The following is a 20,429-nucleotide window of genomic DNA, read 5'->3' as shown; positions in this document are numbered from 1 at the left end:
GTTTAAATGAATAAAAATTCGGGTTTTACTTTAATTGAACTGCTTATTATTATTGCAATTTTTGCCATAATTACAACCCTTGCCCTGCCAAGATTTGAGTCTACCTTAGAAAATTTTAAGCTAAATCTTGCCGGTCAGCAGGTGGCGAGGCATATTGCTTTGGCAAGAGAGAAGGCTTTATCGGAAGGAGTTACGGTAAGATTAATTTTTGATTTGCATTCTAAGGACAATTATCAAATATTAGTTTCTATTCAGGGGAGCAAATTCGTTTTACCTCCCGGTGTAAAATTTTCCTATACCAATTTTCCGGGTAACACTTTAGAGTTTTACCCATCAGGAGTTCCTTCTCAGGGAGGAACCGTTGCAATTTCAGGGAAATATAAAACCTATTATGTTATAGTAACTCCCGTGACTGCGAGGGTAAGGATCGGCGATTCTCCCCCGGTATATTAAATTTTTTACGTAATGGGGTTTTATTATGAAAGGGTATACCCTGGTGGAAGTTGTTTTAGCTGTTGCTCTCTTGGCTTTGATTTTTGTGCCGGGCTATATGCTGTTAAATGATAATTTGCTTACTGAAAGCGTAAGCTTGGATAAAACCGTTTTGACATTTTTAGCAAAGCAAAAAATGGAAGAAATGCTTGCAAAAAGTTTTGGGGAACTTTACGCAAAAATTCCCGCTAATGAAAGTTATTACGAAGAGGAAGAAAAGGATATAGAATATAATGGGCTAGTGTTCAATAGAAAAACAAAAATTATTTTTAAAAATAATTGTTTGCTTCAGCTGGTCGTAACTGTTGAGAGTGAAAACGGAAAAGGCGGGGCGGTTACAATTGCGACTTTTAAAGGAAGGTTTGATTAAAATTAAAAGGCACGAAAAGGGATTTACTCTGATAGAGGTTATATTAACCGTTGCCATAATGGGACTTATTATATCAACTGCTTTAGGGGCATACAGAGGAACCTTGTCCACCTACGGAGTAATATTAAAAAAAAGCGATGTCTTTTTAAATGCCAGAACTGTTTTAACAAGAATTGAGGAAGATATTAAATATGCAAAAGAGATAAATTTACTGGATGAAACCTATTCGGGAAGCGGTAATTATAAAAAAATAGAGGTCGCATATATAAATTCCCAGGGGCAAAGGGAGACTGTATATTATTATTTTAATAGTGCCACTAATACCGTATTAAGGGAAAGCAACGGAACATCTAACCCTGTTGCGCAAGTGGAAGATTTATATTTTTCCTGGGAGGACAAAAACCTGAGCAAGGTAAAAATCGCTTTAAAATTGAAATACAATGAAACAGAATATGTTTTTTATTCCCAAATTATCCCTTTATCGTTATTATTAGATTAATTACATGATTATTTACGGAGAGGATGAGGGGATGAAAACTTTGAAATTAAAAAATTTTATGGAAGACGTGGTAATTCAAATACTGGATGAAATTTTGACGGAAAAGAAGGATTTTTGTAACTGCGAAAGGTGCAGGCTGGATATCATGGCAATAGCCTTAAACCACCTGCCTCCCAAATACACCGTTACGGAAGAAGGGGAGGTATTTACCAAAATACAATTATTAAGCCAGCAATTCAGGGCGGATGCTCTGGTAGAAATCGTAAAAGCTATAGAAATAGTATCAAAAAATCCGCATCACTGATGAGGTGTAATCATGTCGTTTTATAAATCAAGGATTGGTATAGACCTGGGTAGTTTTTATATTAAAGCAGTTGAAGCTTATAAAACAAAAAATGGAATTTATATAAAGGAATTTATTAAGCTGGAAAAAGGAGAGAATGAGGATATAATCCCCATTTTGAAAGATATTCGATCTAAATTAGGGAAAAAAAGTGTAATTTTTGGCCTTCCATCAAAACATATCATATACCGCAATGTTTCCCTCCCCAGAATGAAGCCCAAGGAGATGAAGGAAGCGGTTTACTGGGAATCTCAGGATTTTACTATGGTTATAAAAGATGACTATACTTTTGATTATGAGATAATTTTGGAAAACGAAAAAAGTGTACAGTTGCTCTTAGCTGCAGCCCCCACTTCGGTAATAAAGGAGTATATCGAGGCCTTTGAAAAAGCAGGGTTTTATGTAGAAGCGGTAGATGTTTACCCTTTGGCAGTAAACAGGGTTTTTAAGGAAAGGTTTAAGGATGAAGTGGTAATTATTCTGGATTTGGGACAGCACCACACTGAGGCCACAATTTTGGAAAACGGTCTGTTTTTTTTCAGCAAAACCTTTAGTTTTTCGGTTTCTTCTGGAAAAATAAAAGCCCTGGATTTTATCCAGGAAATTTCACGATTTATAGATTATTATTCTATTCAAAAAAAAGGCAAACGTGTAGATAAGGTTCTACTTATGGGAGGCGGAAGCAAGTTATCGCACATTGGGGGAATTATTTTTGAAAATTTTAACTTAGACATCCTTTTTGCAAGAGAGCTTAACCTCCAGGATTTAAAAATAAAAGTATTAAAAAATGAAACCCTTTTTGACCTTGCAGATTTTTGCAATGCATTAGGATTTGCGATGAGGGGATAGGATGAACAGATTGAATTTAATACCGCAGGATATAGTTTTGAAAAGAAAAAATAAAAAAAGATTAGTAGTATCTTCTATTGTTTTAATAATAATATTTACGCTTTTCATTTATTATTTAGGCATTTTTTTTGCCTTCAATTACAAATTAGAGAGAGAAATAGCTTTTTATCAGAATAATATATCACAGATAAATAAACAGATAGGAGAGGAAAAGGATTTTGAAAAGGAATTAAAAGATCTTAAAAAAAGAAAGGAAATATACGATTCTTTGATTAAAGGTAAGATATACTTTTTTGACCTTATAAGTAAAATTGAAAGTAAAAAATCTGCGGATATAAATTTAACATCTATAAATTTGAAAGACCGCACTTCTATTTCGATCGCTGGCTATTGTTCTTCTTTATCTTCCTGTTCAAATTTTTTAAGAAATTTAAAGTATATTGAAAACTTAAAAGAAGTGAATTTAAATCACGTTCGTTTCGATTCCTCAAAAAATATATTTTACTTTGAAATTACCCTGAGTTTTTGAATATTTTATGAACCGGGGGAAAAGGAATGAAAGGAAAATTGTTTTCATTAAAAATCAATAATAAACTAAGCCAGAGGGAAAAAAAATTGCTTTTTTTACTTTTGATAGTGATTATTTTTTATTTTTTTACGAATTTTTTTATACCCTGGCTTGATGATTACAAGCAAAAACAGGAAAAATTAATCGCTTTAAGGGAAGAATATAAAAAAATTCTGGATTATTATGATGAGCTGGTTAGGGAGAAAAAGAATTTAGAAGAGTATAAGAGAAAAAGAGAAGAATTGAAAAGTGTGCTTCCCGATAGCAGTAACGCTGAAGATGTGCTGGAAAATATAGATTTTTTAGCTGCTAAAAATAAGGTTAAAATATTAATAATTAAACCTGAGGGTGGAAATAAAGGAGAAGGTGGAGAAAAATATGCCTTTTTTTCTATACAGGTAGAAGGTAGCAAGGAAGGTTTATACTCTTTTCTTTCAGATTTAGAAAAACAAAAAAGGTTAATCTTTATAGATAACTTAAGTATTAATTTAAATGACGGCAATGCGGGCAGTGCAGAATTGAAGGTAAGGTATTGCTATTTCTAAACTTATAATCCTGTAAATTGTAATACAAATATGGTAATATTAAGGTAAACGGTTTATAAAAGGGAAAGGAGGGTTAATTTGGTAAGCACGAGGATTGAAAAACTTGTAAATGCATTAAAGGAAAAAAATTTATTATCCGCTGTTATTTTTAAGCCGGAAAATATTTTTTACCTTTGCAACTATACCGGAGAAGGCTTTTTGCTGGTTACCGAAACTAAGATGTACATATTTACAGATTTTAGATACGTTGAACAGGCCAAAAAGGAAAGCCCGCATTGCGATGTAATAGAATACAAACCCGGGGTTTCCTCTTTTAGCCTTCTTGCTCAGGTATTAAAGGAAAATAATATTTTAAATACCGGCATTGAAGAAAATGTAGTAACATTAAAAACTTATGAAGAATTAAATCAAAATTTAGAAGGGATAGAAATAGGAAGAGTAGGCGGTCTTGTAGAAAAAATAAGGATGATCAAGGAAGAGGAAGAAATAGATAATATAAAAACTGCTCAGCGAATTGCGGATATGGCGTTTATTCATATTTTGGATTACATAAAACCCGGAGTTTCGGAAAAAGAGATTTCCTTAGAATTGGAGTTTTTTATTAAAAAGAATGGGGCCCAAGGTTTATCCTTTCCGACTATCGTAGCTACCGGTGAAAGAGCTTCCCTTCCTCATGGTGAACCAACGGAAAGAAAATTAAAATACGGAGATTTTATAACCCTGGATTTTGGTGCAAAGTATAATCATTACTGTTCCGATATGACCAGGACGGTATTTTTAGGAAAACCCGGTGAAGAACAGATAAAAATATACCGGATCGTCAGGGAAGCTCAGGAAAAAGCTCTGGAGTACATAAAAGCAGGAATTTTAGGAAAAGATGCCGATAAGATTGCAAGAGACATAATTGAAAATAATGGTTTTGGTTCAAATTTTGGACACGGATTGGGTCATGGTGTTGGTTTAGAGATTCATGAGGAGCCAAGGCTCTCAAAATTGGGCGAGGAAGAATTAAAGCCGGGGATGGTAGTAACAGTAGAACCGGGAATATACATAGAAAATTTCGGTGGTGTACGAATCGAAGATTTGGTAGTGATTACCGAACATGGCATTAAGAACTTGACAAAATCCAGCAAGGATTTGATAATCTTATAATGTTAAATTCTTTTAATGAAAATACTAAGAATGGAGGTATTTTATATGATTTCAACTAATGATTTAAGACCCGGTGTCACCGTAGAAATTGATGGAGAAGTATATGTAGTTGTTGAATTCCAGCATGTTAAACCAGGAAAGGGTGCAGCCTTTGTAAGAACCAAGATCAAAAATGTTAAAACCGGACAGGTCTTTGAAAGGAACTTCCGGGCAGGAGAAAAATTAAACAGGGCTATACTGGAAAGAAAAAATATGCAGTATTTATATGAGACTGATGGTACATACTATTTTATGGATACTCAAACTTATGAGCAGGTACCTCTGACTAAAGAACAGCTGGGTGATGCGCTGAAGTTTTTAAAAGAAAACTTGGAAGTAATGGTGGTCTTTTATGAGGGCAAAGCTATAGGTATTGAACTTCCCACCTTTGTTGACCTCAAGGTTGTGGAAACTGAGCCCGGCTTCAGGGGTGATACTGCTACGGGAGGATCAAAACCGGCTACTCTGGAAACTGGAGCGGTAGTTCAGGTACCACTTTTTGTTGAAATAGGTGACGTAGTAAGGATAGATACCAGGACGGGTGAGTATTTGAGCCGAGTATAAAAATTAAAGGAGGATAATTATGAGTGATTTAAAAGCAAAGGTAGCTTATGTGAAAGGTCTTGCAGACGGGCTGGGATTGGAGGATTCTAAAGAAAAAAGATTGCTTTTAGAAATTATTAATTTACTTGAGGCAATGGCTGAAGAAATTGATGAAGTAAAAGCTTTTTCCGAAGCAACCCAGGAATATGTAGAAAGCCTTGACGAAGATCTGGGCAGATTGGAAGAAGATGTATACGGGGATGATGATTACGAAGAGGACGAGGATTATTTATATGAAGATGAAGACGAAGAAGATGAAGATTTAGATGAGGATGATTACGACGATGAGGATTATGAAGAAATTGATTTAGATGAGAGCGACCTTGTGGAATTGGAATGTCCTAACTGCCGCGAGACGATATATATAGATAGAAGTCTTTTGGAAAACGACAGCACGGAATGCCCAAATTGCAAGACGGTAATAAATGTTAATTTTGATGAAGATAGTAAAGAACAAGAAGATTAAGAGGGAGTATCCCTCTTTTTTTTTGTCTTTTTTTATAAGATTAAAGTCATATTGAAGGGTTAATTTAAATATAAATTTATAACAAAGGGGGGACAAGGTTTGTACATTGAAAAATTCTCAAAAGTAATAGAGAAAGATATATTTCCGGTGTTGCCGTCTAATATCCGGGGAATTATTCAGAAAATCGAGGGAGATTTGCTGGAAAAGGTTGAGGAAATAAGAATCAGAGTGGGAAAACCTCTTACACTGGTTTTTACAGGAAACGATTTTTTTGTAACACCCCAGGGTAATTTGACTAAGAATCCATCAATAGCTTATGAAATTACAGAAGATGATGCCTTAAGACTTCTTTCAATAATTAGTCAGAATTCAATTTATGCCTTGGAAGAAGAACTGAAAAATGGTTTCCTTACTATAAAAGGAGGGCACAGAATAGGCTTGGTGGGTAAAGCTGTAATGGAAAATGGAAAAATTAGAACTCTAAAACATATTACAGGGTTCAATATTCGCGTTGCAAAGGAATTAAAAGGGGTGGCTGAGAAAGTTTTACCCTTTATCATAGACAAAGATGGTCAAATTTTAAATACCCTGATCTTATCTCCTCCCAAGGCAGGTAAAACCACATTGTTAAGAGACATTATAAGACAGGTGAGCGATGGTGACCCAAAACTGCATCTTAAAGGATTTAAGGTGGGTCTGGTGGATGAGCGTTCAGAAATTGCCAGCTGCTTCGAGGGAAAACCCCAAAAAGATGTGGGAATAAGAACGGATGTTCTTGATGGATGTCCCAAAGCCATAGGAATAATGATGCTCTTAAGATCAATGTCGCCGGAAATCATTGCTACCGATGAAATAGGCAGGGCTGAAGATGTAGCTGCTATAGAAGAAGCAATTAATTCAGGAGTAAAACTAATAACCACAGCTCATGGCAGAGATATAGAAGATGTAAAAAAAAGGCCGATTTTAAGGGAAATTATTGAACGGGGTATTTTTGAAAGATATATAATTCTGGGGTTTTCTCAAGGAGCAGGGACCCTGGAAAAAGTGCTGAATGAAAATTTTGAGATAATTTACAGTATTAACTTGATTAAAGGGGGGTATTTAAATGTGGTTTAAAATCATCGGGGGCTTATTAATTCTGTTTTCCTCTTCTTCAATTGGATTTATAGTAGCAAAATATTACGGTGAAAGGCCTAAATTACTGAGGCAATTACAAAATGCTCTTTCGATGCTGGAAACGGAAATAAATTATTCTAATTCTCCTTTGCCTGAGGCGTTGCGCAATGTTGCTTTAAGATGCGATAAGGATGTTTCCTTTTTATTTTCTAAAACAAAGGAGTATATAAACTCTACGGAGGGTTTGACTGCTGCTGAAGCCTGGGAAAAAGCTTTGAAGGCTTTTTCCAGGACAAAATCACTGAACGAGACAGACATGGAAATACTTGATGCTTTCGGAAAATACTTAGGAACTTCCGACAGAGAGGATCAAATTAACAAATTAAGGCTAACTCTTTCTCAACTTAGGTCCCAGGAACACAAAGCCATAGAGGAAAAAGAGAAAAATGAAAGAGTATGGAAATACTTAGGGGTAATGACGGGTCTCTTGATAGTACTTTTGCTAATATAAATCGGGAGGAGATGTATATGGAAGTAAATATTTTATTTAAAATAGCAGCTATTGGAATTGTGATTTCAATTATAAATAGCGTCTTAATAAGGTCGGGGCGAGAAGAACAGGCTCAATTTACCACACTCGCGGGTGTTATCTTAGTTCTATTGATGATTATACCCCTGCTTACCCGTTTATTTTCTAATATAAGAACGATGTTTCAAATATATTATTAAATAAATTTAAATTAACTTTGAAGGGGTATGTAAATGGAAATTATTAAAATAGTTGGAATTGGGATAGTTTGCACGATTTTTATTGTACTTTTAAATAAGGATCGTCAGGAGATTGCAATCCAGCTTTCAATTGTCGCGGGAATAGTTATTTTCCTGATTGTGCTAAACAAAATAAATTCTGTTATAGAGGTATTAAGCGAACTGGCTTCAAAATCCAATATTCAGTCTTTTTATTTTACCACCATATTGAAAATTGTTGGAATAACCTATATAGCGGAGTTCGGTGCACAGATTTGCAGAGATTACGGCTCTGCTTCCGTAGCATCGAAAATAGAATTTGCAGCAAAAGCAATAATAATGTATCTTTCAATCCCTATTATTTTTGCAGTAGTTCAGACCCTTTTTAAGATAATTCCTTAAGAGGAGGATCTCTTTGAAAAAAAATTTATATGTAATGATAATTACGGTATTGATAATTTTCTTTAATATTTTCTTTTCTAAGACTTGTCTTGCTGACATTACCGATGAAGTGGAAAAACAACTTAAAGAGATGGAACTCAATAGAATAAATTCCTTTTTACAGGAAATAGAAAAGGAGTATGAGGGTTACGTTCCTTCTTTTGATATAAATTTTATCCTGGATTTCATAAGGGGAAAGAATAGATTTGATGTCAAAAACTTTTTTATAAGCCTTTTTGAATATTTTTTTAAGGAAATAAAAGCAAATTATGCCCTTCTTGCCAAACTAATAGCAATGGCAGTGGTCTTTGCTGTTTTAAAAAATATGGAATTAAACTTTGAAAATAATAATATAAGTAATTTAGCGCACAGTGTGGTATACATGGTATTAATTATTATCGCGGTACAAAGTTTTTACGTAGCCATTTCGGCAGGGAAAAATGCAATAGACCGAATGGTTGCCTTTGTTCAGTCCCTTGTCCCGGTTATGATGTCCCTTCTTTTAGCAGTAGGCGGAAAGGTATCAAATGCGGTTTTACACCCGTATATTTTTGCTGCAATTACTGCTTCCAGTACATGGATAAAAGATATTATCCTTCCTATAGTACTTTTAATAGCGATATTGAATATAGTAAACAATATTTCGGATAGTTTTCATGTTTCCCAATTAGCTACTTTGATGAAGCAAATAATGATACTTCTTATAGGTATATTCCTTTGTGTATTTTTAGGAACTATTGTTGTAACGGGTGCTGCGGCTTCTGCGGTAGACGGAATTTTTATCAGGACGATGAAGTTCGCATCAAAAAATTTGATTCCCATCGTCGGCGGAGTATTTGCGGATACTGTAGATGCGGTAATAGGTTGTTCGCTGATCATAAAAAATGCATTGAGTTTGGTAGGTTTAATTGTTGTGATCGTTATAACAGCATTTCCGGTAATAAAAATTTTTTCAATAATATTTATTTACAGAATTGCAGCTGCTGTTATTCAACCTCTTGGAGAAAAATCCCTGGTAAAAAGCTTAGAGGATATAGCAAATAGTTTAGTACTTGTGATTATTTGCGTTGCATCGGTTTCTATAATGTTTTTTATAGCCATAACGGTAATACTATCTGCGGGCAATGCAGCCACGATGATGAGGTGAAATAATGGAATCGGTGATTTCATGGGTAAAGCAGATAATAACTATAGTCATGTTTTCCGTATTTATCGATTTTTTAATTCCTAACGGTAGCTTTGCAAGGTATGTAAAAGTAGTTGTGGGAATGTTAATTGTATTGGCGCTTTTAAATCCCATAATTGCCTTTTTAGACAAAGACAGAATTTTTGATCAAGCTTACTTTGGTATTAAAAGCTACATGGATAAACGAGAAACGGAAACCCTTTACCGATTTTCTGCCGATGAAGTTCAAAGGAAAAACATTATAAAAAATTACAGGAAAGAAATAGAAGATATTATCAAATATCAAATCGAAAGAATGACTGGATACGAAGTGGAAAAGGTATCGGTAATAATTGAAGAAAGACAGAATAATGATTTTGGAGAAATTGCGTCTATTAATATGGAAATCAGGCCTAAGGGGGAAATGACCGGAAATAAAGTAAAAAAAGTATCGGTGGAGTTAACAAAAAATGTAATCAGCGGAAACGATGATAAAATTAACAATTTAATTGAAACACTAAGCAGCATTTACAATGTACCGAAAGAAAGAATTTACGTGAAGTTGGAGGGGTATTGATGAAAAATTATATGAAGGATGAAAAGATAATAAACTTGGTATTCAATAATAAAATAATTTTAAGCCTTTTTATTATAGGCATATTATTTATGACTGTTGGTGGTTTTATTTTTAAAAAAGAAACTAATTTTACCACAGGACAAAATGAAAATATTCAAAATATGGTACCTGTTGACTATCAAAAAAATTTAGAAGGGAAATTGGAGGAAGTTTTAAGCCGGGTAGAGGGGGTTGGAAGGGTTAAGGTAATGATAACCTTTGGAAGTCAGGAAGAGGTCGAGCCTGCCTTTAACACTGTGGAAGGAGAGACTATAACGGAAGAAAAAGATAACCAGGGGGGGATGAGGACGGTAACTGAAAAGGAAGTAAATAAACAGGTGGTTTTGGTCAATAAGGACAATAAAAGCGAAGCATTTATAGTAAAGAAAATTATCCCGGAAATAAAAGGTGTATTAATTGTCGCAGAGGGCGGTGAAAGTTCGGAAACGGTGGATAGATTAACAAAAGCCGCATCAACCCTTTTGAATATTCCCGTTTACAAAATTAATGTTCTTCCTTATGTAAAAAACTAAAGGAGGGGTAAAAATGACCTTTTTATTTGAAAGAAAAAGGATAATTGTAGGAGTGCTGGTTTTACTATTAATATTTTCGGTATATTTAATGTTAAAAAGTGATTATCCCAAACTCTCTTTTATAAAGGAAAATAAAAATGAAAAAAATACACTGCAACAGGTTAGTAAAAATGGGTTGGAGAAAAATTTCTTCATAGATTACAGGTTGGAAAGAGATAGATTGAGAAGTCAGGAAGCGGATTATTTAAGAGAAATAATAAATAATCCCAATGCCAGTAAAGAATCAAAAGAAAAAGCACAAAAGGATTTAATAGCTCTTGCCCAGAAAATAGAAAAGGAAATGATGATGGAAAATTTAATAAAAGCTAAAGGCTTCGAGGATTCGGTTGTTATTTTAGCAGAAAATTCAGCTAATGTAGTTGTAAAATCAGGGGGGTTACAACCTAAAGAAGTTGCACAAATTACGGACATAGTGAACAGGATTACGGGGCTTCCATTAGATAAAATTACCATCGTAGAAAGAAAATAAAAAATATTGTATTCAATTGTATTCGATAGATATTTTTGTTATAATTTAAGATAATTGGATAATATTTGCATTGTGGAGGTAAAAAAATATGGTTATAGACAACGAAAAGGGCTCTGTAAAGATAGCTGACGAGGTAGTTAGTGTTATAGCCGGATTGGCGGCTTCCGAGGTTTCAGGTGTAGCCGGAATGAGCGGAGGGATAGCCGGGGGTATTTCTGAAATTCTTGGAAGAAAAAACCTTTCAAAGGGAGTCAAGGTGCAAATTAATGAAAAAGATGCGGTTATAGATGTATACCTTATTGTAAATTATGGTGTAAGGATTCCGGAGGTTGCGTGGAAGGTTCAGGAAAATGTCAAGAAAGCAGTCGAAAACATGACGGGATTAAACGTTTCGGAGGTAAATATACATATTCAGGGTATTAATTTTGAACAGACACCGAAAGAGCAGCCTAAATAATTAAAATAAATTATAGCCCCTTTAGGGGCTGATTTCCATTGAAAGGGGATTATATTAGAATGATAGAAAAATTTTTCCTGGGATTTTATTCTTTTATCATTGTTATTATTTCATTTTCTGCAATTATGTATTTTCTGGATCTTCCTTTTCCTTTGATGAATTTATGGACAAGTTTTACAGGAATGGTCGGGAATTTAGAATTTGCCATAATCTTTGGTTTGGTGTTATTATTGAGTCTTTACACCTTGTATCTCTCCTTAAAAATAAAAAGGGTTGAATTGGCGCAAATCAATATGACTGAAATTGGTGGTGTAAGCATTTCCTTTAAAGCTATTGAAGACATGGTAGCTATTTTAATGAAAAAATACGATGCGGTAAAAGATACAAAAATTTATATAAACAAAAAAGAAAACGGTGTAGGCATAAAACTGTATTTATCTGTTACTCCTGAATCAAATATTCCCGAACTGTCCGCAGATATTCAAAAAACCATAAAGGAAGCCCTGCAGTCGGCAGCAGGAGTGGAAGTAAATAATGTAAATGTGGTAATAAAGGACGTATTTAAAGCAGCTAAAAAAGCATAACACGAGGGGTGAAAGAATGAATTTTTTTTATGAATTGTGGGAATATCATAAAGGTAAAATAACAGGAGTGATTTTGGGATTTATAGTAGGGCTTTTAATAATAATTTTCGGTTTTTTTAAGGCTCTTTTTTTAATATTTTGTTGTGCAGTAGGCTATTTTATAGGAAAAGCCATTGATAGAAACATTCCGCTAAGAGAATTTATAAATAAATTTTTACCACCGTATAAATAGATTTTTTAAAGGAGGCAGGATTTTTTGACCAGAAGATCCGCACGGGAAATAATCTTCAAAATGCTTTTTGCTTACGAATCCGGAGAAAATACCCCTGAAGAATCTCTTTCCATAGCCTGGGAGAAGCCTATTGAGGAAAAAGATAAAGAATATATTTTAAGAGTTCTTGAAGGAATTATAAAAAACTTAGGCTTAATTGATGGCATTATTCAAAAGTATACGATTGACTGGAAATTGGAAAGACTTTTGCTTACGGATAAAACTCTGCTCAGGTTGGCTATATATGAAATATTATTTTTAGAAGAAATACCGGAAGGTGTTTCAATAAATGAAGCTGTAGAATTGGCTAAGGTCTACGGGGATTCAAAATCTCCCAAGTTTATTAATGGTGTACTTGGTGCAATTGTTAGAGATCTGGATAAAATAAAGAAAAATATTTAATTTAATATTTAATTTTTATAATCCGGGGGTTTCTATGGAGAGTGAAATTTTTTCGGTAGGTGAGGTTACTCGATATATTAAATATTTATTTGATAATGATGAAATCTTGACGGGAATTTCTATACGTGGAGAAATTTCCAATTTTAAGTGCCATAATTCCGGGCATTTTTATTTTTCTCTGAAAGATGAAGAGGCTCAAATTCACTGCGTAATGTTTAAAAGTCGTAATATGAACCTCGATTTTTTCCCTCAAAACGGTTTGAAAGTTATTGCAACGGGTTATATAACGGTTTATGAAAAAAACGGTGAATATCAGTTATACGTGGAAAAACTTGAAAAGGATGGGATAGGGGAGTTATATCTTCAGTTTCAAAAATTGAAGGAAAAATTACAGGAAGAAGGGCTATTTGATGATTCAAGGAAAAAAAATCTGCCGTTTTTACCAAAAAATATTGGAATAGTTACATCTATTAACGGTGCAGCATTAAGGGACCTTTTAACTGTAATAAAAAGAAGATTTCCTAATGTTAACATTACTATTGCACCGGTTTCGGTTCAGGGTGAGCAAGCAAAGGATGAAATATCTGAAGGAATAGAATTATTAAATATTTATGGAAATGTAGATGTAATTATAGTTGGAAGAGGTGGAGGATCAATTGAAGAATTATGGGCTTTTAATGAAGAAAAAGTTGCAAGGGCAATAGCTGGTTCGAAAATTCCTGTAATTTCTGCGGTAGGTCATCAAACAGATTTTACCATTGCGGATTTTGTCGCAGATATGAGAGCCCCAACTCCTTCCGCAGCGGGTGAAATGGTAATACCCGAAAAGGATAAATTAAGGAGCAATTTGGAAATAATGAAAAAGAGATTGTTTAAACGTTTGGAGGCCATAATAAGCACTAAAAGACAGGAAGTGGAATATTTAAAAAGGCACTACACGGGGAAAAAATTTAATATTATTTTGAATACTAAAAGGCAGGACTTAGATGAGGTCTTAAAGAATTTGATAAATTGTATGGAAAATATGATCGATGAAAGGAAGACAGCTTTTAATTATCTTGTTGAAAAATTAAACGCGTTAAACCCTCTTGCAGTTCTAAGTAGAGGTTATAGTATTTGCCAGGATGAAAAAGGAAAGATCATAAATTCTATCGAAGATGTTTCTATCGATCAAAGTGTAAAGGTAATGCTATGGGATGGTTTTTTAAAATGTAATGTAAATTCCAGGGAAAAAAGGGTGATAGAATGAAATACGAAGAAGCTATAGATAAACTTTCTAAAATAGTCGAGAGGTTAGAAGAAGGTTCACTTTCCTTAGAAGAATCACTGACTTTATTTGAAGAAGGGATAAGGCTTACAAAAATCTGTATGAAAATACTGGATGAAGCTGAGGGGAAGATACAGATTTTAACAAAGGAAATTAATGGAGAGATAAAAGTGACAGACTTTGAAGAAGGAAGTGCAGAAAGTTGGAAGAGCTAATTAGAGAAATGCAGGCATGCAAAATACTGGTGGATAAAGCCTTGAATGAATACCTTCCCGATGAAAATTTATATCCTTCGGAAATTTTTAAAGCAATGAGATACAGCATTTTTGCAGGCGGAAAAAGAATTAGACCCATTCTGGTAATGAAAACAGCGGAGATGTTCGGCCTATCCAAGGAAATGGTACTTCCTACGGCTTGCGGTATTGAAATGATACACACCTACTCGTTAATACATGACGATTTACCCTGTATGGATGATGATGATTTTAGAAGAGGAAAGCCTACCTGTCATAAAATTTTCGGCGAGGCTATCGCTTTGTTAGCGGGAGATGCTTTACTTACCCATGCTTTTTTGGTAATTTCAAAGAATAGAGAAATCAAAGGGATTGATGCAAATGCGGTTCTTGATGTAATTGAAAGGATCTCCAAAGCAAGTGGGCCATTAGGAATGGTCTCGGGCCAGGTAGTTGATATTTTAAGTGAAGGAAAGGTTATCGATGAAAAACTACTTTATTTTATGGATGATAAAAAAACGGCGGAGCTAATAAAAGGTAGTCTTTGGGCAGGTGCAAGGCTTGCAGGTGCTGATGAGAAGGAACTTGAAAGAATGGATAATTTCGGAGAAAAAATAGGATTAATCTTTCAAATCACGGATGATATATTGGATGTGGAAGGCGATGAAAAAGCCATCGGTAAGCCTGTAGGGAGCGATATTAAGAATAAGAAAAACACCTTTATAAATGTATTTGGAATAAAGCAATCAAAAGACATTATAGGAAGCTTGGCACAGGAAGCAAAAAAACTTTTGCTTGATTTTAAGAACAACGAATTTTTAATAAAGTTGGTTGACTTTCTCATAAACAGGACTCATTGAGCATAACTCTTATTCAGTGAAAATTACTTATCATTAAGGGATTGGTAGCTAAATAAGGTTTAAATTTGGCTATTTTCGTGTTTGTAACCTTTATAATGTTTATGCTATAATTGAATTCGCATAAAGGGCAGGTGGCGCAGTATTCTAGTCGAAATCTGCTTCTCTGAAGACGGGGCTAAAAATCCGTCAAGGGCACATCGATGAAGTTCTTTGTGCTGGCTTTCGACGCCCAGTCGGGGGCTGGTGCAGGGAGTAAGGAAGTGGGGCGGCCTGCAACGGCATGCGGGATTACGACCCTATTTCCGTGGAGACCCAAGTTTGTGGTCTAATCGTCAGGAAAAGGCTACGGCTTGGGGGGTTAACCTGCATCCGATACTTATATAAGTGTTGGGTGCAGTGTAGCCTGCCTTGAGTGGTATGGGTGGAAAAAGTATTTTTACTTTGAAACCCATGCTGCAAAAGAGGCTAGGAGAAGCGTGATTTCGGTGAGGAAAACTCCTAGACTGTTCTCTCCAATGGGAAGCGGAGCGGGGATTACAGTGCGGACTAAGTGGCAATCCAGTCCTGCTTCTGGCAACAAAGCAGAAGAAGGCTTAAAGGGGAACCGCCCGGGCGGCGACGACGGGTGCCTTCTTGGGAAAACCTACTGGACCTAAGCCGCAATATTTACCTGCTTCGTTGCCTCCTGCCCCCATGATTACTATGAGGTGCATCTGTTTGAAAAAAGAAAAACTTTTTAAAAAAAATAAATCGAAGATAATGAAAAACAATAACGGAAAACCAAAGGCAAATTGGATATTAAAGGTAATAATCCTCGCTTTTGGTTTATCCGTTTTTTTTAGCCTTGGCTCTGAAATATTGATGTCAAGGGTGAATATAATAATTTCATTTATTATATTAGTAGGAATAATATTTATAGGAATACTATTTGATATAATAGGTACTGCGGTGACATCCGCTGATGAGGCTCCTTTCCACGCAATGGCTGCTGATAAAGTAAAAGGCGGAAGGGAAGGCGTTAGACTAATTAGAAACGCCGATGTAGTTTCAAATTTTTGCAATGATGTAATTGGAGATATATGTGGTATAATAAGTGGTTCGGCTGGAGCAGCAATAGTTTTAAAAATATTCATTTCAAAAGGTGGGATAAAAGAAACTTTAACCAGTATTATTATTTCGGGTATTATCTCTACGGTTACAGTAGGAGGTAAAGCGCTTGGGAAGACCTTTGCCATAAATAATTCAAAGGAAATAGTCTATAAAGTCGCATATATTGCCTGCCTCTTGAATGAAAAATTTGGAATAGACCTAATTCCTAAAAGTTGTCCAAGAAAAAAGGTTTAAAGGAGAGAATGCCGTGCCCAAGGAAAGGTTGGATATATTGCTTTTGAAAAAAGGTATTTTTGATAGCAGAGAGAGGGCAAAAGCGGAAATAATGGCCGGAAATGTTTTTATTGACGGCAAAAAGGTGGATAAAGCTGGTACATTTGTAAAGGAAGATGCGGAAATTTTCATAAAAGAAAGGTCCATTCCTTATGTCAGCAGAGGAGGGCTAAAATTAAAAAAAGCCCTGGATTTTTTTAAGATTAAAGTAGAAGGAAAAACTGCAATCGATGCAGGAGCTTCAACGGGTGGCTTTACCGATTGTCTATTAAAAGAAGGTGCTAAAAAAGTATATGCGGTTGACGTGGGTTACGGACAGTTAGACTATTCATTGCGAAATGATGATAGGGTTGTAAATATTGAAAGGAAAAATGTTCGTTACTTAACCTATGAGGATATAGGCGAACTGGTAGATTTAATTACAGCTGATTTATCTTTCATTTCATTAAAACTTGTCTTTGAACCTTTCAAAAAACTTCTTAAAGAAGAAGGGGATCTGATAACATTAATTAAACCGCAATTCGAAGTAGGCAAAAATGAAGTGGGGAAACACGGCGTTGTAAGAGATTTGAGATTGCATGAAAAAGCTATTAGGAATGTACTTATAGAAGGTGAAAAAATAGGTTTTTTCTGCCATGGACTTACTTTTTCGCCGATTCAGGGGCCGGAAGGAAATATAGAGTTTTTAGCATGGTATAAAACCTGCAAATTTACGGGATTTATAGATATCGAAAAAGTGGTAATGGAAGCCCATAACAATTTTAAGAGGTGAGCATATGAAGCAATTAAGCCTTTTCATCAATACCTCTAAACCAAAAGCGGTAGAAATTTCTGAGAGTTTAATCGATTGGTTGGAAAAAAAGGATTTTAAGGTAAAAAATAGGTTTGCAGTAGAAGAATTGAAAGATATAGAATTGGATTTAATGAATTCGGTGGAATTTGCCATATGCTTGGGAGGAGACGGTACATTACTGAGCGTTGCAAGAAAACTTGCCCCATTGAATATACCCATTTTAGGAATTAATGTAGGTCATGTTGGTTTTTTAACAGAAATAGAACTGAAGGACCTTTTCAGGGATCTGGAGTTCTTTAAAACTGGAAAATTTTTTTTGGATAAACGTATGATGATTGAAGCGTTTGTAAAAAGAGGGGATAAAGTACTAAGTAGCTTCCTTGCATTAAATGATGTGGTAATTACAAAGGGACCTTTTGCAAGGCTGATACGGATAAAGGCTACATCCAATAATTCCTATATTGATACATATCCTGCGGATGGGCTAATTATATCTACACCTACGGGGTCTACGGCTTATTCTTTATCGGCCGGTGGACCTATTGTCAGTCCTAATATGGAGCTTTTAATTTTAACTCCAATATGTCCTCATACTCTTCAAAATCGTTCTATTGTAGTATCAAAAGATGATATAATAAAAGTGCAGGTTTTTGCAGAACACCAGGAAATTATGCTGACAATAGATGGCCAAGAGGGATTTAAATTAATGCCTTTCGATGAAGTAATAATAAAAAAGTCTGAAAATTATACAAATTTAATTAGAATTAAAAACAGAAGCTTCTTTGATCTTCTAAGATTGAAACTAAAAGAACCCAATGGAAAAAGTTATTAAAGGAGGTTACCGGATATTGTGAAATCAAAAAGGCAGATGAAAATTAGGGAAATAATTAAAGAAAAGCCTATAGAAACCCAGGAAGAGCTGGCGGAAGAGTTAAAAAAAAGTGGTTTCAGCGTTACCCAGGCTACGGTTTCGAGGGATATTAAGGAATTAAGACTTATAAAAGTACTGAAAAATGGCAAATACTGTTATGACGAACCGGACAGCATTATTACTCCTTCGGAAAAACATTTAAGGATGTTTAAAGATTCCATATTATCCATAGATTATGCAGAAAATCTAATTGTAATAAAAACATTATCCGGTGCGGCCCAGGCTGCCGCTTTTGCAATAGATAATATTAAATTTGAAGAAATACTCGGGACAATAGCGGGTGATGATACAATACTGGCAGTTGTAAGGTCTAAAGAAAAAGTAAAGGATGTAGTTGAAAGGATCAAAAACATTATAAAATAGCCATAGCTAAAAGGGGGTCAATAAATGCTCCTTAAATTAAATGTTAAAAATTTGGCTCTAATAGAAGATATATCCATCGATTTTAAACCGGGATTAAATGTTTTAACTGGTGAAACGGGGGCGGGAAAATCTATACTAATAGATTCCATAGGATTAATTTTAGGAGATAGAGCCAGTACGGAATTGATAAGAACCGGAGCCGAAAATGCGTATATTGAAGCTGTTTTTGATGTAAGAAGTGAAGAAGCAAAAAATATAATCAGGGAATACGGGATTGATGAAGAGGAAACTTTAATTATTACCAGAGAAATAACCCTTCAGGGCAAAAATTTTTGCAGAATAAACGGTAAATTGGTACCTCTCTCTGCTTTGAAAAATATAGGAAGATATATGGTTGATATCTTTGCCCAGCATCAAACCTATCAACTTCTTTTTGATAGTGAATACCATTTGAAAATTCTGGATGAATTAGGGGAGAAAAAGGTTGAAACCCTTAAAAAAGAATTAAAAATTATTTTTGAAAAAATTAAAGAAATTAATAGAGAGATTAAAACACTTTTAAAAGAAAAAAGTGAAGCGGAAAAATTAAGAGATAGATTATCCTTTGAAAAAGAGGAACTGGAAAATGCATTTCTTTCTCCCGAAGAGGATAAAATTTTAGAAGAAGAAAGAGAAATCCTCGTAAATTCTGAAAAAATAATGAAATCCCTTATTTTAGCTGAAAGCTTACTTTACGAGGGAAACGATTCCCTTCCTGTGCTGGAGTTACTGGACAAAATCATTGATGCCCTTGAAGGTATATCTACTTATTTTAAAGATATAGACCGCACTTTGAACACAATTAAGGAGTCCTATTATTCCCTTCAAGAAGCTGCCAGTGACTTGCGGAAATTTATAAATAGGATTGACTTTAATCCGGAAAGATTGGACAGGGTTTTTGATAGATTATCCTTTCTCGAAAGGCTGAAAAAGAAATACGGTATGTCTTTGAATGAATTGATTAAGTATAAAGATGAAATAAATAAAAAACTGGAAGATATTTTAAACTTGGATGAAAAAATCGAAATTAAAAATAGCGAATATCGGAGTTTGATGGAAAGATACATGGATAATGCTATTAAATTACATAATTTGAGAAAAGAAATAGCTGAAAAATTAGAAAAAAAGATACTGAAAGAACTTGAAGAATTAGCGATGAAAGGAGTTCAATTTTCGGTAGATTTTAAATTTAAAGATGATATGGAGGGAATATACTTTGAAGGGCAGAAAATAGCTTATGGAGAAGATGGATTTGATTTTGTGGAATTTTTAATCTCTACCAACACCGGAGAGCCGTTAAAACCTTTAAGTAAAATTGCATCGGGTGGGGAATCTTCGCGGATAATGCTTGCTATAAAAAATATTATCGCGGATGTAGATAAAATTCCCTGTTTAATTTTTGATGAAATTGATACCGGAATTGGAGGAAGAACTGCTCAGATCGTAGGCGAAAAGTTATACAAAGTGGCGAAAAACCGCCAGGTATTATGCGTCACTCATTCTCCGCAAATTGCCTGTCTTGGTGATGCACACTTTCAAATTAAAAAAATAGTGAAAGATAATAAAACAATTACTGTTGTGGAGGAATTAACTTTTGAAAAAAGGGTAGAAGAAGTCGCAAGAATGTTGGGCGGAACTCAAATTACTTCTAACACAATACAATACGCAAGAGAAATGCTTACTATGGCACAAAGATTTAAAGAGTCAAATTAATTTCATAAAATAAAAAATTCATTATTTATAAAACGCCTTTAAGGATTAAGTTCCTTAAAG

Annotated in this window: 30 protein-coding genes; all 30 read left to right on the top strand. The window is 34.6% G+C overall.

Annotation, left to right across the window (positions count from 1 at the left end):
* Positions 1 to 6: 6 nt before the first annotated feature.
* Positions 7 to 453 (top strand): GspH/FimT family protein, encoded by a 447-nt coding sequence (locus tag ATZ99_RS07375; protein ID WP_068748594.1) that lies wholly within the window; start codon positions 7 to 9, stop codon positions 451 to 453.
* Between the two features lie 25 nt (positions 454 to 478).
* Positions 479 to 862: a prepilin-type N-terminal cleavage/methylation domain-containing protein gene (locus ATZ99_RS07370; RefSeq protein WP_068748593.1), complete on the top strand. Its 384-nt coding sequence runs from the start codon at positions 479 to 481 to the stop codon at positions 860 to 862.
* Positions 834 to 1,361 carry a PilW family protein gene (locus ATZ99_RS07365; RefSeq protein ID WP_068748592.1) on the top strand — a complete coding sequence of 176 codons (528 nt, stop codon included), beginning with the start codon at positions 834 to 836 and terminating at the stop codon, positions 1,359 to 1,361. The genes ATZ99_RS07370 and ATZ99_RS07365 overlap by 29 nt, the downstream gene beginning before the upstream one ends.
* A gap of 31 nt (positions 1,362 to 1,392) precedes the next feature.
* A complete protein-coding gene (locus ATZ99_RS07360) occupies positions 1,393 to 1,665 on the top strand; it encodes a late competence development ComFB family protein (RefSeq protein WP_068748591.1) in 273 nt (90 codons plus the stop codon).
* A 12-nt stretch (positions 1,666 to 1,677) separates the two neighbouring features.
* Positions 1,678 to 2,553 carry a type IV pilus biogenesis protein PilM gene (gene pilM, locus ATZ99_RS07355; protein WP_068748590.1) on the top strand — a complete coding sequence of 292 codons (876 nt, stop codon included), beginning with the start codon at positions 1,678 to 1,680 and terminating at the stop codon, positions 2,551 to 2,553.
* A 1-nt stretch (position 2,554) separates the two neighbouring features.
* Positions 2,555 to 3,082, top strand: coding sequence for a PilN domain-containing protein (locus tag ATZ99_RS07350; protein ID WP_068748589.1), 528 nt, complete (start codon positions 2,555 to 2,557; stop codon positions 3,080 to 3,082).
* Positions 3,083 to 3,108: 26 nt separating this feature from the next.
* Complete coding sequence (pilO, locus tag ATZ99_RS07345) at positions 3,109 to 3,666, top strand: type 4a pilus biogenesis protein PilO (RefSeq protein ID WP_068748588.1); 558 nt, start codon at positions 3,109 to 3,111, stop codon at positions 3,664 to 3,666.
* 78 nt (positions 3,667 to 3,744) lie between these two features.
* Positions 3,745 to 4,818, top strand: coding sequence for a M24 family metallopeptidase (locus ATZ99_RS07340; protein WP_068748587.1), 1,074 nt, complete (start codon positions 3,745 to 3,747; stop codon positions 4,816 to 4,818).
* A 45-nt stretch (positions 4,819 to 4,863) separates the two neighbouring features.
* Entirely contained in the window at positions 4,864 to 5,421 is a 558-nt protein-coding gene (gene efp / locus ATZ99_RS07335; protein ID WP_068748586.1) for an elongation factor P, read from the top strand.
* Between the two features lie 19 nt (positions 5,422 to 5,440).
* Entirely contained in the window at positions 5,441 to 5,926 is a 486-nt protein-coding gene (locus ATZ99_RS07330) for a CD1247 N-terminal domain-containing protein (protein WP_068748585.1), read from the top strand.
* Between the two features lie 99 nt (positions 5,927 to 6,025).
* On the top strand, positions 6,026 to 7,042 hold the full coding sequence (gene spoIIIAA / locus ATZ99_RS07325) for a stage III sporulation protein AA (RefSeq protein ID WP_068748584.1): 1,017 nt from the start codon (positions 6,026 to 6,028) through the stop codon (positions 7,040 to 7,042).
* Entirely contained in the window at positions 7,032 to 7,553 is a 522-nt protein-coding gene (gene spoIIIAB, locus ATZ99_RS07320) for a stage III sporulation protein SpoIIIAB (protein WP_068748583.1), read from the top strand. Before spoIIIAA ends, spoIIIAB begins: the two co-directional genes overlap by 11 nt.
* 17 nt (positions 7,554 to 7,570) lie before the next feature.
* The gene (gene spoIIIAC / locus ATZ99_RS07315) at positions 7,571 to 7,771 is read left to right on the top strand and encodes a stage III sporulation protein AC (protein ID WP_068748582.1); all 201 of its coding nucleotides are present in this window, start codon (positions 7,571 to 7,573) and stop codon (positions 7,769 to 7,771) included.
* Positions 7,772 to 7,804: 33 nt separating this feature from the next.
* Entirely contained in the window at positions 7,805 to 8,191 is a 387-nt protein-coding gene (gene spoIIIAD / locus ATZ99_RS07310; protein ID WP_068748581.1) for a stage III sporulation protein AD, read from the top strand.
* Positions 8,192 to 8,204: 13 nt separating this feature from the next.
* The gene (gene spoIIIAE, locus ATZ99_RS07305; RefSeq protein ID WP_068748580.1) at positions 8,205 to 9,377 is read left to right on the top strand and encodes a stage III sporulation protein AE; all 1,173 of its coding nucleotides are present in this window, start codon (positions 8,205 to 8,207) and stop codon (positions 9,375 to 9,377) included.
* 4 nt (positions 9,378 to 9,381) lie between these two features.
* Complete coding sequence (spoIIIAF, locus tag ATZ99_RS07300; RefSeq protein WP_068748579.1) at positions 9,382 to 9,972, top strand: stage III sporulation protein AF; 591 nt, start codon at positions 9,382 to 9,384, stop codon at positions 9,970 to 9,972.
* Positions 9,972 to 10,544 carry a hypothetical protein gene (locus ATZ99_RS07295; RefSeq protein ID WP_068748578.1) on the top strand — a complete coding sequence of 191 codons (573 nt, stop codon included), beginning with the start codon at positions 9,972 to 9,974 and terminating at the stop codon, positions 10,542 to 10,544. Before spoIIIAF ends, ATZ99_RS07295 begins: the two co-directional genes overlap by 1 nt.
* A 13-nt stretch (positions 10,545 to 10,557) precedes the next feature.
* The gene (locus ATZ99_RS07290; RefSeq protein WP_068748577.1) at positions 10,558 to 11,073 is read left to right on the top strand and encodes a SpoIIIAH-like family protein; all 516 of its coding nucleotides are present in this window, start codon (positions 10,558 to 10,560) and stop codon (positions 11,071 to 11,073) included.
* Between the two features lie 88 nt (positions 11,074 to 11,161).
* Positions 11,162 to 11,530, top strand: a complete 369-nt coding sequence (locus ATZ99_RS07285; protein ID WP_068748576.1) for an Asp23/Gls24 family envelope stress response protein — start codon at positions 11,162 to 11,164, stop codon at positions 11,528 to 11,530.
* Positions 11,531 to 11,589: 59 nt separating this feature from the next.
* A complete protein-coding gene (amaP, locus tag ATZ99_RS07280; protein WP_068748575.1) occupies positions 11,590 to 12,114 on the top strand; it encodes an alkaline shock response membrane anchor protein AmaP in 525 nt (174 codons plus the stop codon).
* A 16-nt stretch (positions 12,115 to 12,130) separates the two neighbouring features.
* Positions 12,131 to 12,346, top strand: a complete 216-nt coding sequence (locus ATZ99_RS07275) for a DUF2273 domain-containing protein (protein WP_068748574.1) — start codon at positions 12,131 to 12,133, stop codon at positions 12,344 to 12,346.
* Between the two features lie 24 nt (positions 12,347 to 12,370).
* On the top strand, positions 12,371 to 12,787 hold the full coding sequence (nusB, locus tag ATZ99_RS07270; protein ID WP_068748573.1) for a transcription antitermination factor NusB: 417 nt from the start codon (positions 12,371 to 12,373) through the stop codon (positions 12,785 to 12,787).
* A 34-nt stretch (positions 12,788 to 12,821) separates the two neighbouring features.
* The gene (gene xseA, locus ATZ99_RS07265; protein WP_068748572.1) at positions 12,822 to 14,036 is read left to right on the top strand and encodes an exodeoxyribonuclease VII large subunit; all 1,215 of its coding nucleotides are present in this window, start codon (positions 12,822 to 12,824) and stop codon (positions 14,034 to 14,036) included.
* Positions 14,033 to 14,269, top strand: coding sequence for an exodeoxyribonuclease VII small subunit (locus ATZ99_RS07260; RefSeq protein ID WP_068748571.1), 237 nt, complete (start codon positions 14,033 to 14,035; stop codon positions 14,267 to 14,269). The genes xseA and ATZ99_RS07260 overlap by 4 nt, the downstream gene beginning before the upstream one ends.
* Entirely contained in the window at positions 14,257 to 15,147 is an 891-nt protein-coding gene (locus ATZ99_RS07255) for a polyprenyl synthetase family protein (protein WP_245641334.1), read from the top strand. The genes ATZ99_RS07260 and ATZ99_RS07255 overlap by 13 nt, the downstream gene beginning before the upstream one ends.
* 717 nt (positions 15,148 to 15,864) lie before the next feature.
* Positions 15,865 to 16,491, top strand: coding sequence for a hypothetical protein (locus ATZ99_RS07245; RefSeq protein WP_245641333.1), 627 nt, complete (start codon positions 15,865 to 15,867; stop codon positions 16,489 to 16,491).
* 13 nt (positions 16,492 to 16,504) lie between these two features.
* Positions 16,505 to 17,302, top strand: a complete 798-nt coding sequence (locus ATZ99_RS07240) for a TlyA family RNA methyltransferase (protein ID WP_068748569.1) — start codon at positions 16,505 to 16,507, stop codon at positions 17,300 to 17,302.
* 4 nt (positions 17,303 to 17,306) lie between these two features.
* Complete coding sequence (locus tag ATZ99_RS07235) at positions 17,307 to 18,155, top strand: NAD(+)/NADH kinase (RefSeq protein WP_068748568.1); 849 nt, start codon at positions 17,307 to 17,309, stop codon at positions 18,153 to 18,155.
* An 18-nt stretch (positions 18,156 to 18,173) separates the two neighbouring features.
* Positions 18,174 to 18,617, top strand: a complete 444-nt coding sequence (locus ATZ99_RS07230; RefSeq protein WP_068748567.1) for an arginine repressor — start codon at positions 18,174 to 18,176, stop codon at positions 18,615 to 18,617.
* A 24-nt stretch (positions 18,618 to 18,641) separates the two neighbouring features.
* Positions 18,642 to 20,369 carry a DNA repair protein RecN gene (gene recN, locus ATZ99_RS07225; RefSeq protein ID WP_068748566.1) on the top strand — a complete coding sequence of 576 codons (1,728 nt, stop codon included), beginning with the start codon at positions 18,642 to 18,644 and terminating at the stop codon, positions 20,367 to 20,369.
* The last annotated feature ends 60 nt before the right edge of the window (positions 20,370 to 20,429 follow it).

Source organism: Thermovenabulum gondwanense (genome assembly GCF_001601575.1).
Lineage (GTDB): Bacteria > Bacillota > Thermosediminibacteria > Thermosediminibacterales > Thermosediminibacteraceae > Thermovenabulum > Thermovenabulum gondwanense.
Note: the sequence above shows the minus strand (reverse complement) of the source record. Positions and strands in the feature narration are given on the sequence as shown.

Excerpts from the sequence above, each read along its gene's own strand:
- ATZ99_RS07290 (WP_068748577.1), top strand. The coding sequence starts at position 10,558 with ATGACCTTTTTATTTGAAAGAAAAAGGATAATTGTAGGAGTGCTGGTT.
- ATZ99_RS07260 (WP_068748571.1), top strand. The coding sequence starts at position 14,033 with ATGAAATACGAAGAAGCTATAGATAAACTTTCTAAAATAGTCGAGAGG.
- efp (WP_068748586.1), top strand. The coding sequence starts at position 4,864 with ATGATTTCAACTAATGATTTAAGACCCGGTGTCACCGTAGAAATTGAT.
- xseA (WP_068748572.1), top strand. The coding sequence starts at position 12,822 with ATGGAGAGTGAAATTTTTTCGGTAGGTGAGGTTACTCGATATATTAAA.
- ATZ99_RS07350 (WP_068748589.1), top strand. The coding sequence starts at position 2,555 with ATGAACAGATTGAATTTAATACCGCAGGATATAGTTTTGAAAAGAAAA.
- ATZ99_RS07370 (WP_068748593.1), top strand. The coding sequence starts at position 479 with ATGAAAGGGTATACCCTGGTGGAAGTTGTTTTAGCTGTTGCTCTCTTG.
- spoIIIAD (WP_068748581.1), top strand. The coding sequence starts at position 7,805 with ATGGAAATTATTAAAATAGTTGGAATTGGGATAGTTTGCACGATTTTT.
- spoIIIAF (WP_068748579.1), top strand. The coding sequence starts at position 9,382 with ATGGAATCGGTGATTTCATGGGTAAAGCAGATAATAACTATAGTCATG.
- ATZ99_RS07360 (WP_068748591.1), top strand. The coding sequence starts at position 1,393 with ATGAAAACTTTGAAATTAAAAAATTTTATGGAAGACGTGGTAATTCAA.
- ATZ99_RS07295 (WP_068748578.1), top strand. The coding sequence starts at position 9,972 with ATGAAAAATTATATGAAGGATGAAAAGATAATAAACTTGGTATTCAAT.
- ATZ99_RS07275 (WP_068748574.1), top strand. The coding sequence starts at position 12,131 with ATGAATTTTTTTTATGAATTGTGGGAATATCATAAAGGTAAAATAACA.
- ATZ99_RS07235 (WP_068748568.1), top strand. The coding sequence starts at position 17,307 with ATGAAGCAATTAAGCCTTTTCATCAATACCTCTAAACCAAAAGCGGTA.
- ATZ99_RS07330 (WP_068748585.1), top strand. The coding sequence starts at position 5,441 with ATGAGTGATTTAAAAGCAAAGGTAGCTTATGTGAAAGGTCTTGCAGAC.
- pilM (WP_068748590.1), top strand. The coding sequence starts at position 1,678 with ATGTCGTTTTATAAATCAAGGATTGGTATAGACCTGGGTAGTTTTTAT.
- ATZ99_RS07285 (WP_068748576.1), top strand. The coding sequence starts at position 11,162 with ATGGTTATAGACAACGAAAAGGGCTCTGTAAAGATAGCTGACGAGGTA.
- ATZ99_RS07375 (WP_068748594.1), top strand. The coding sequence starts at position 7 with ATGAATAAAAATTCGGGTTTTACTTTAATTGAACTGCTTATTATTATT.
- spoIIIAC (WP_068748582.1), top strand. The coding sequence starts at position 7,571 with ATGGAAGTAAATATTTTATTTAAAATAGCAGCTATTGGAATTGTGATT.
- pilO (WP_068748588.1), top strand. The coding sequence starts at position 3,109 with ATGAAAGGAAAATTGTTTTCATTAAAAATCAATAATAAACTAAGCCAG.
- recN (WP_068748566.1), top strand. The coding sequence starts at position 18,642 with ATGCTCCTTAAATTAAATGTTAAAAATTTGGCTCTAATAGAAGATATA.
- spoIIIAB (WP_068748583.1), top strand. The coding sequence starts at position 7,032 with ATGTGGTTTAAAATCATCGGGGGCTTATTAATTCTGTTTTCCTCTTCT.
- amaP (WP_068748575.1), top strand. The coding sequence starts at position 11,590 with ATGATAGAAAAATTTTTCCTGGGATTTTATTCTTTTATCATTGTTATT.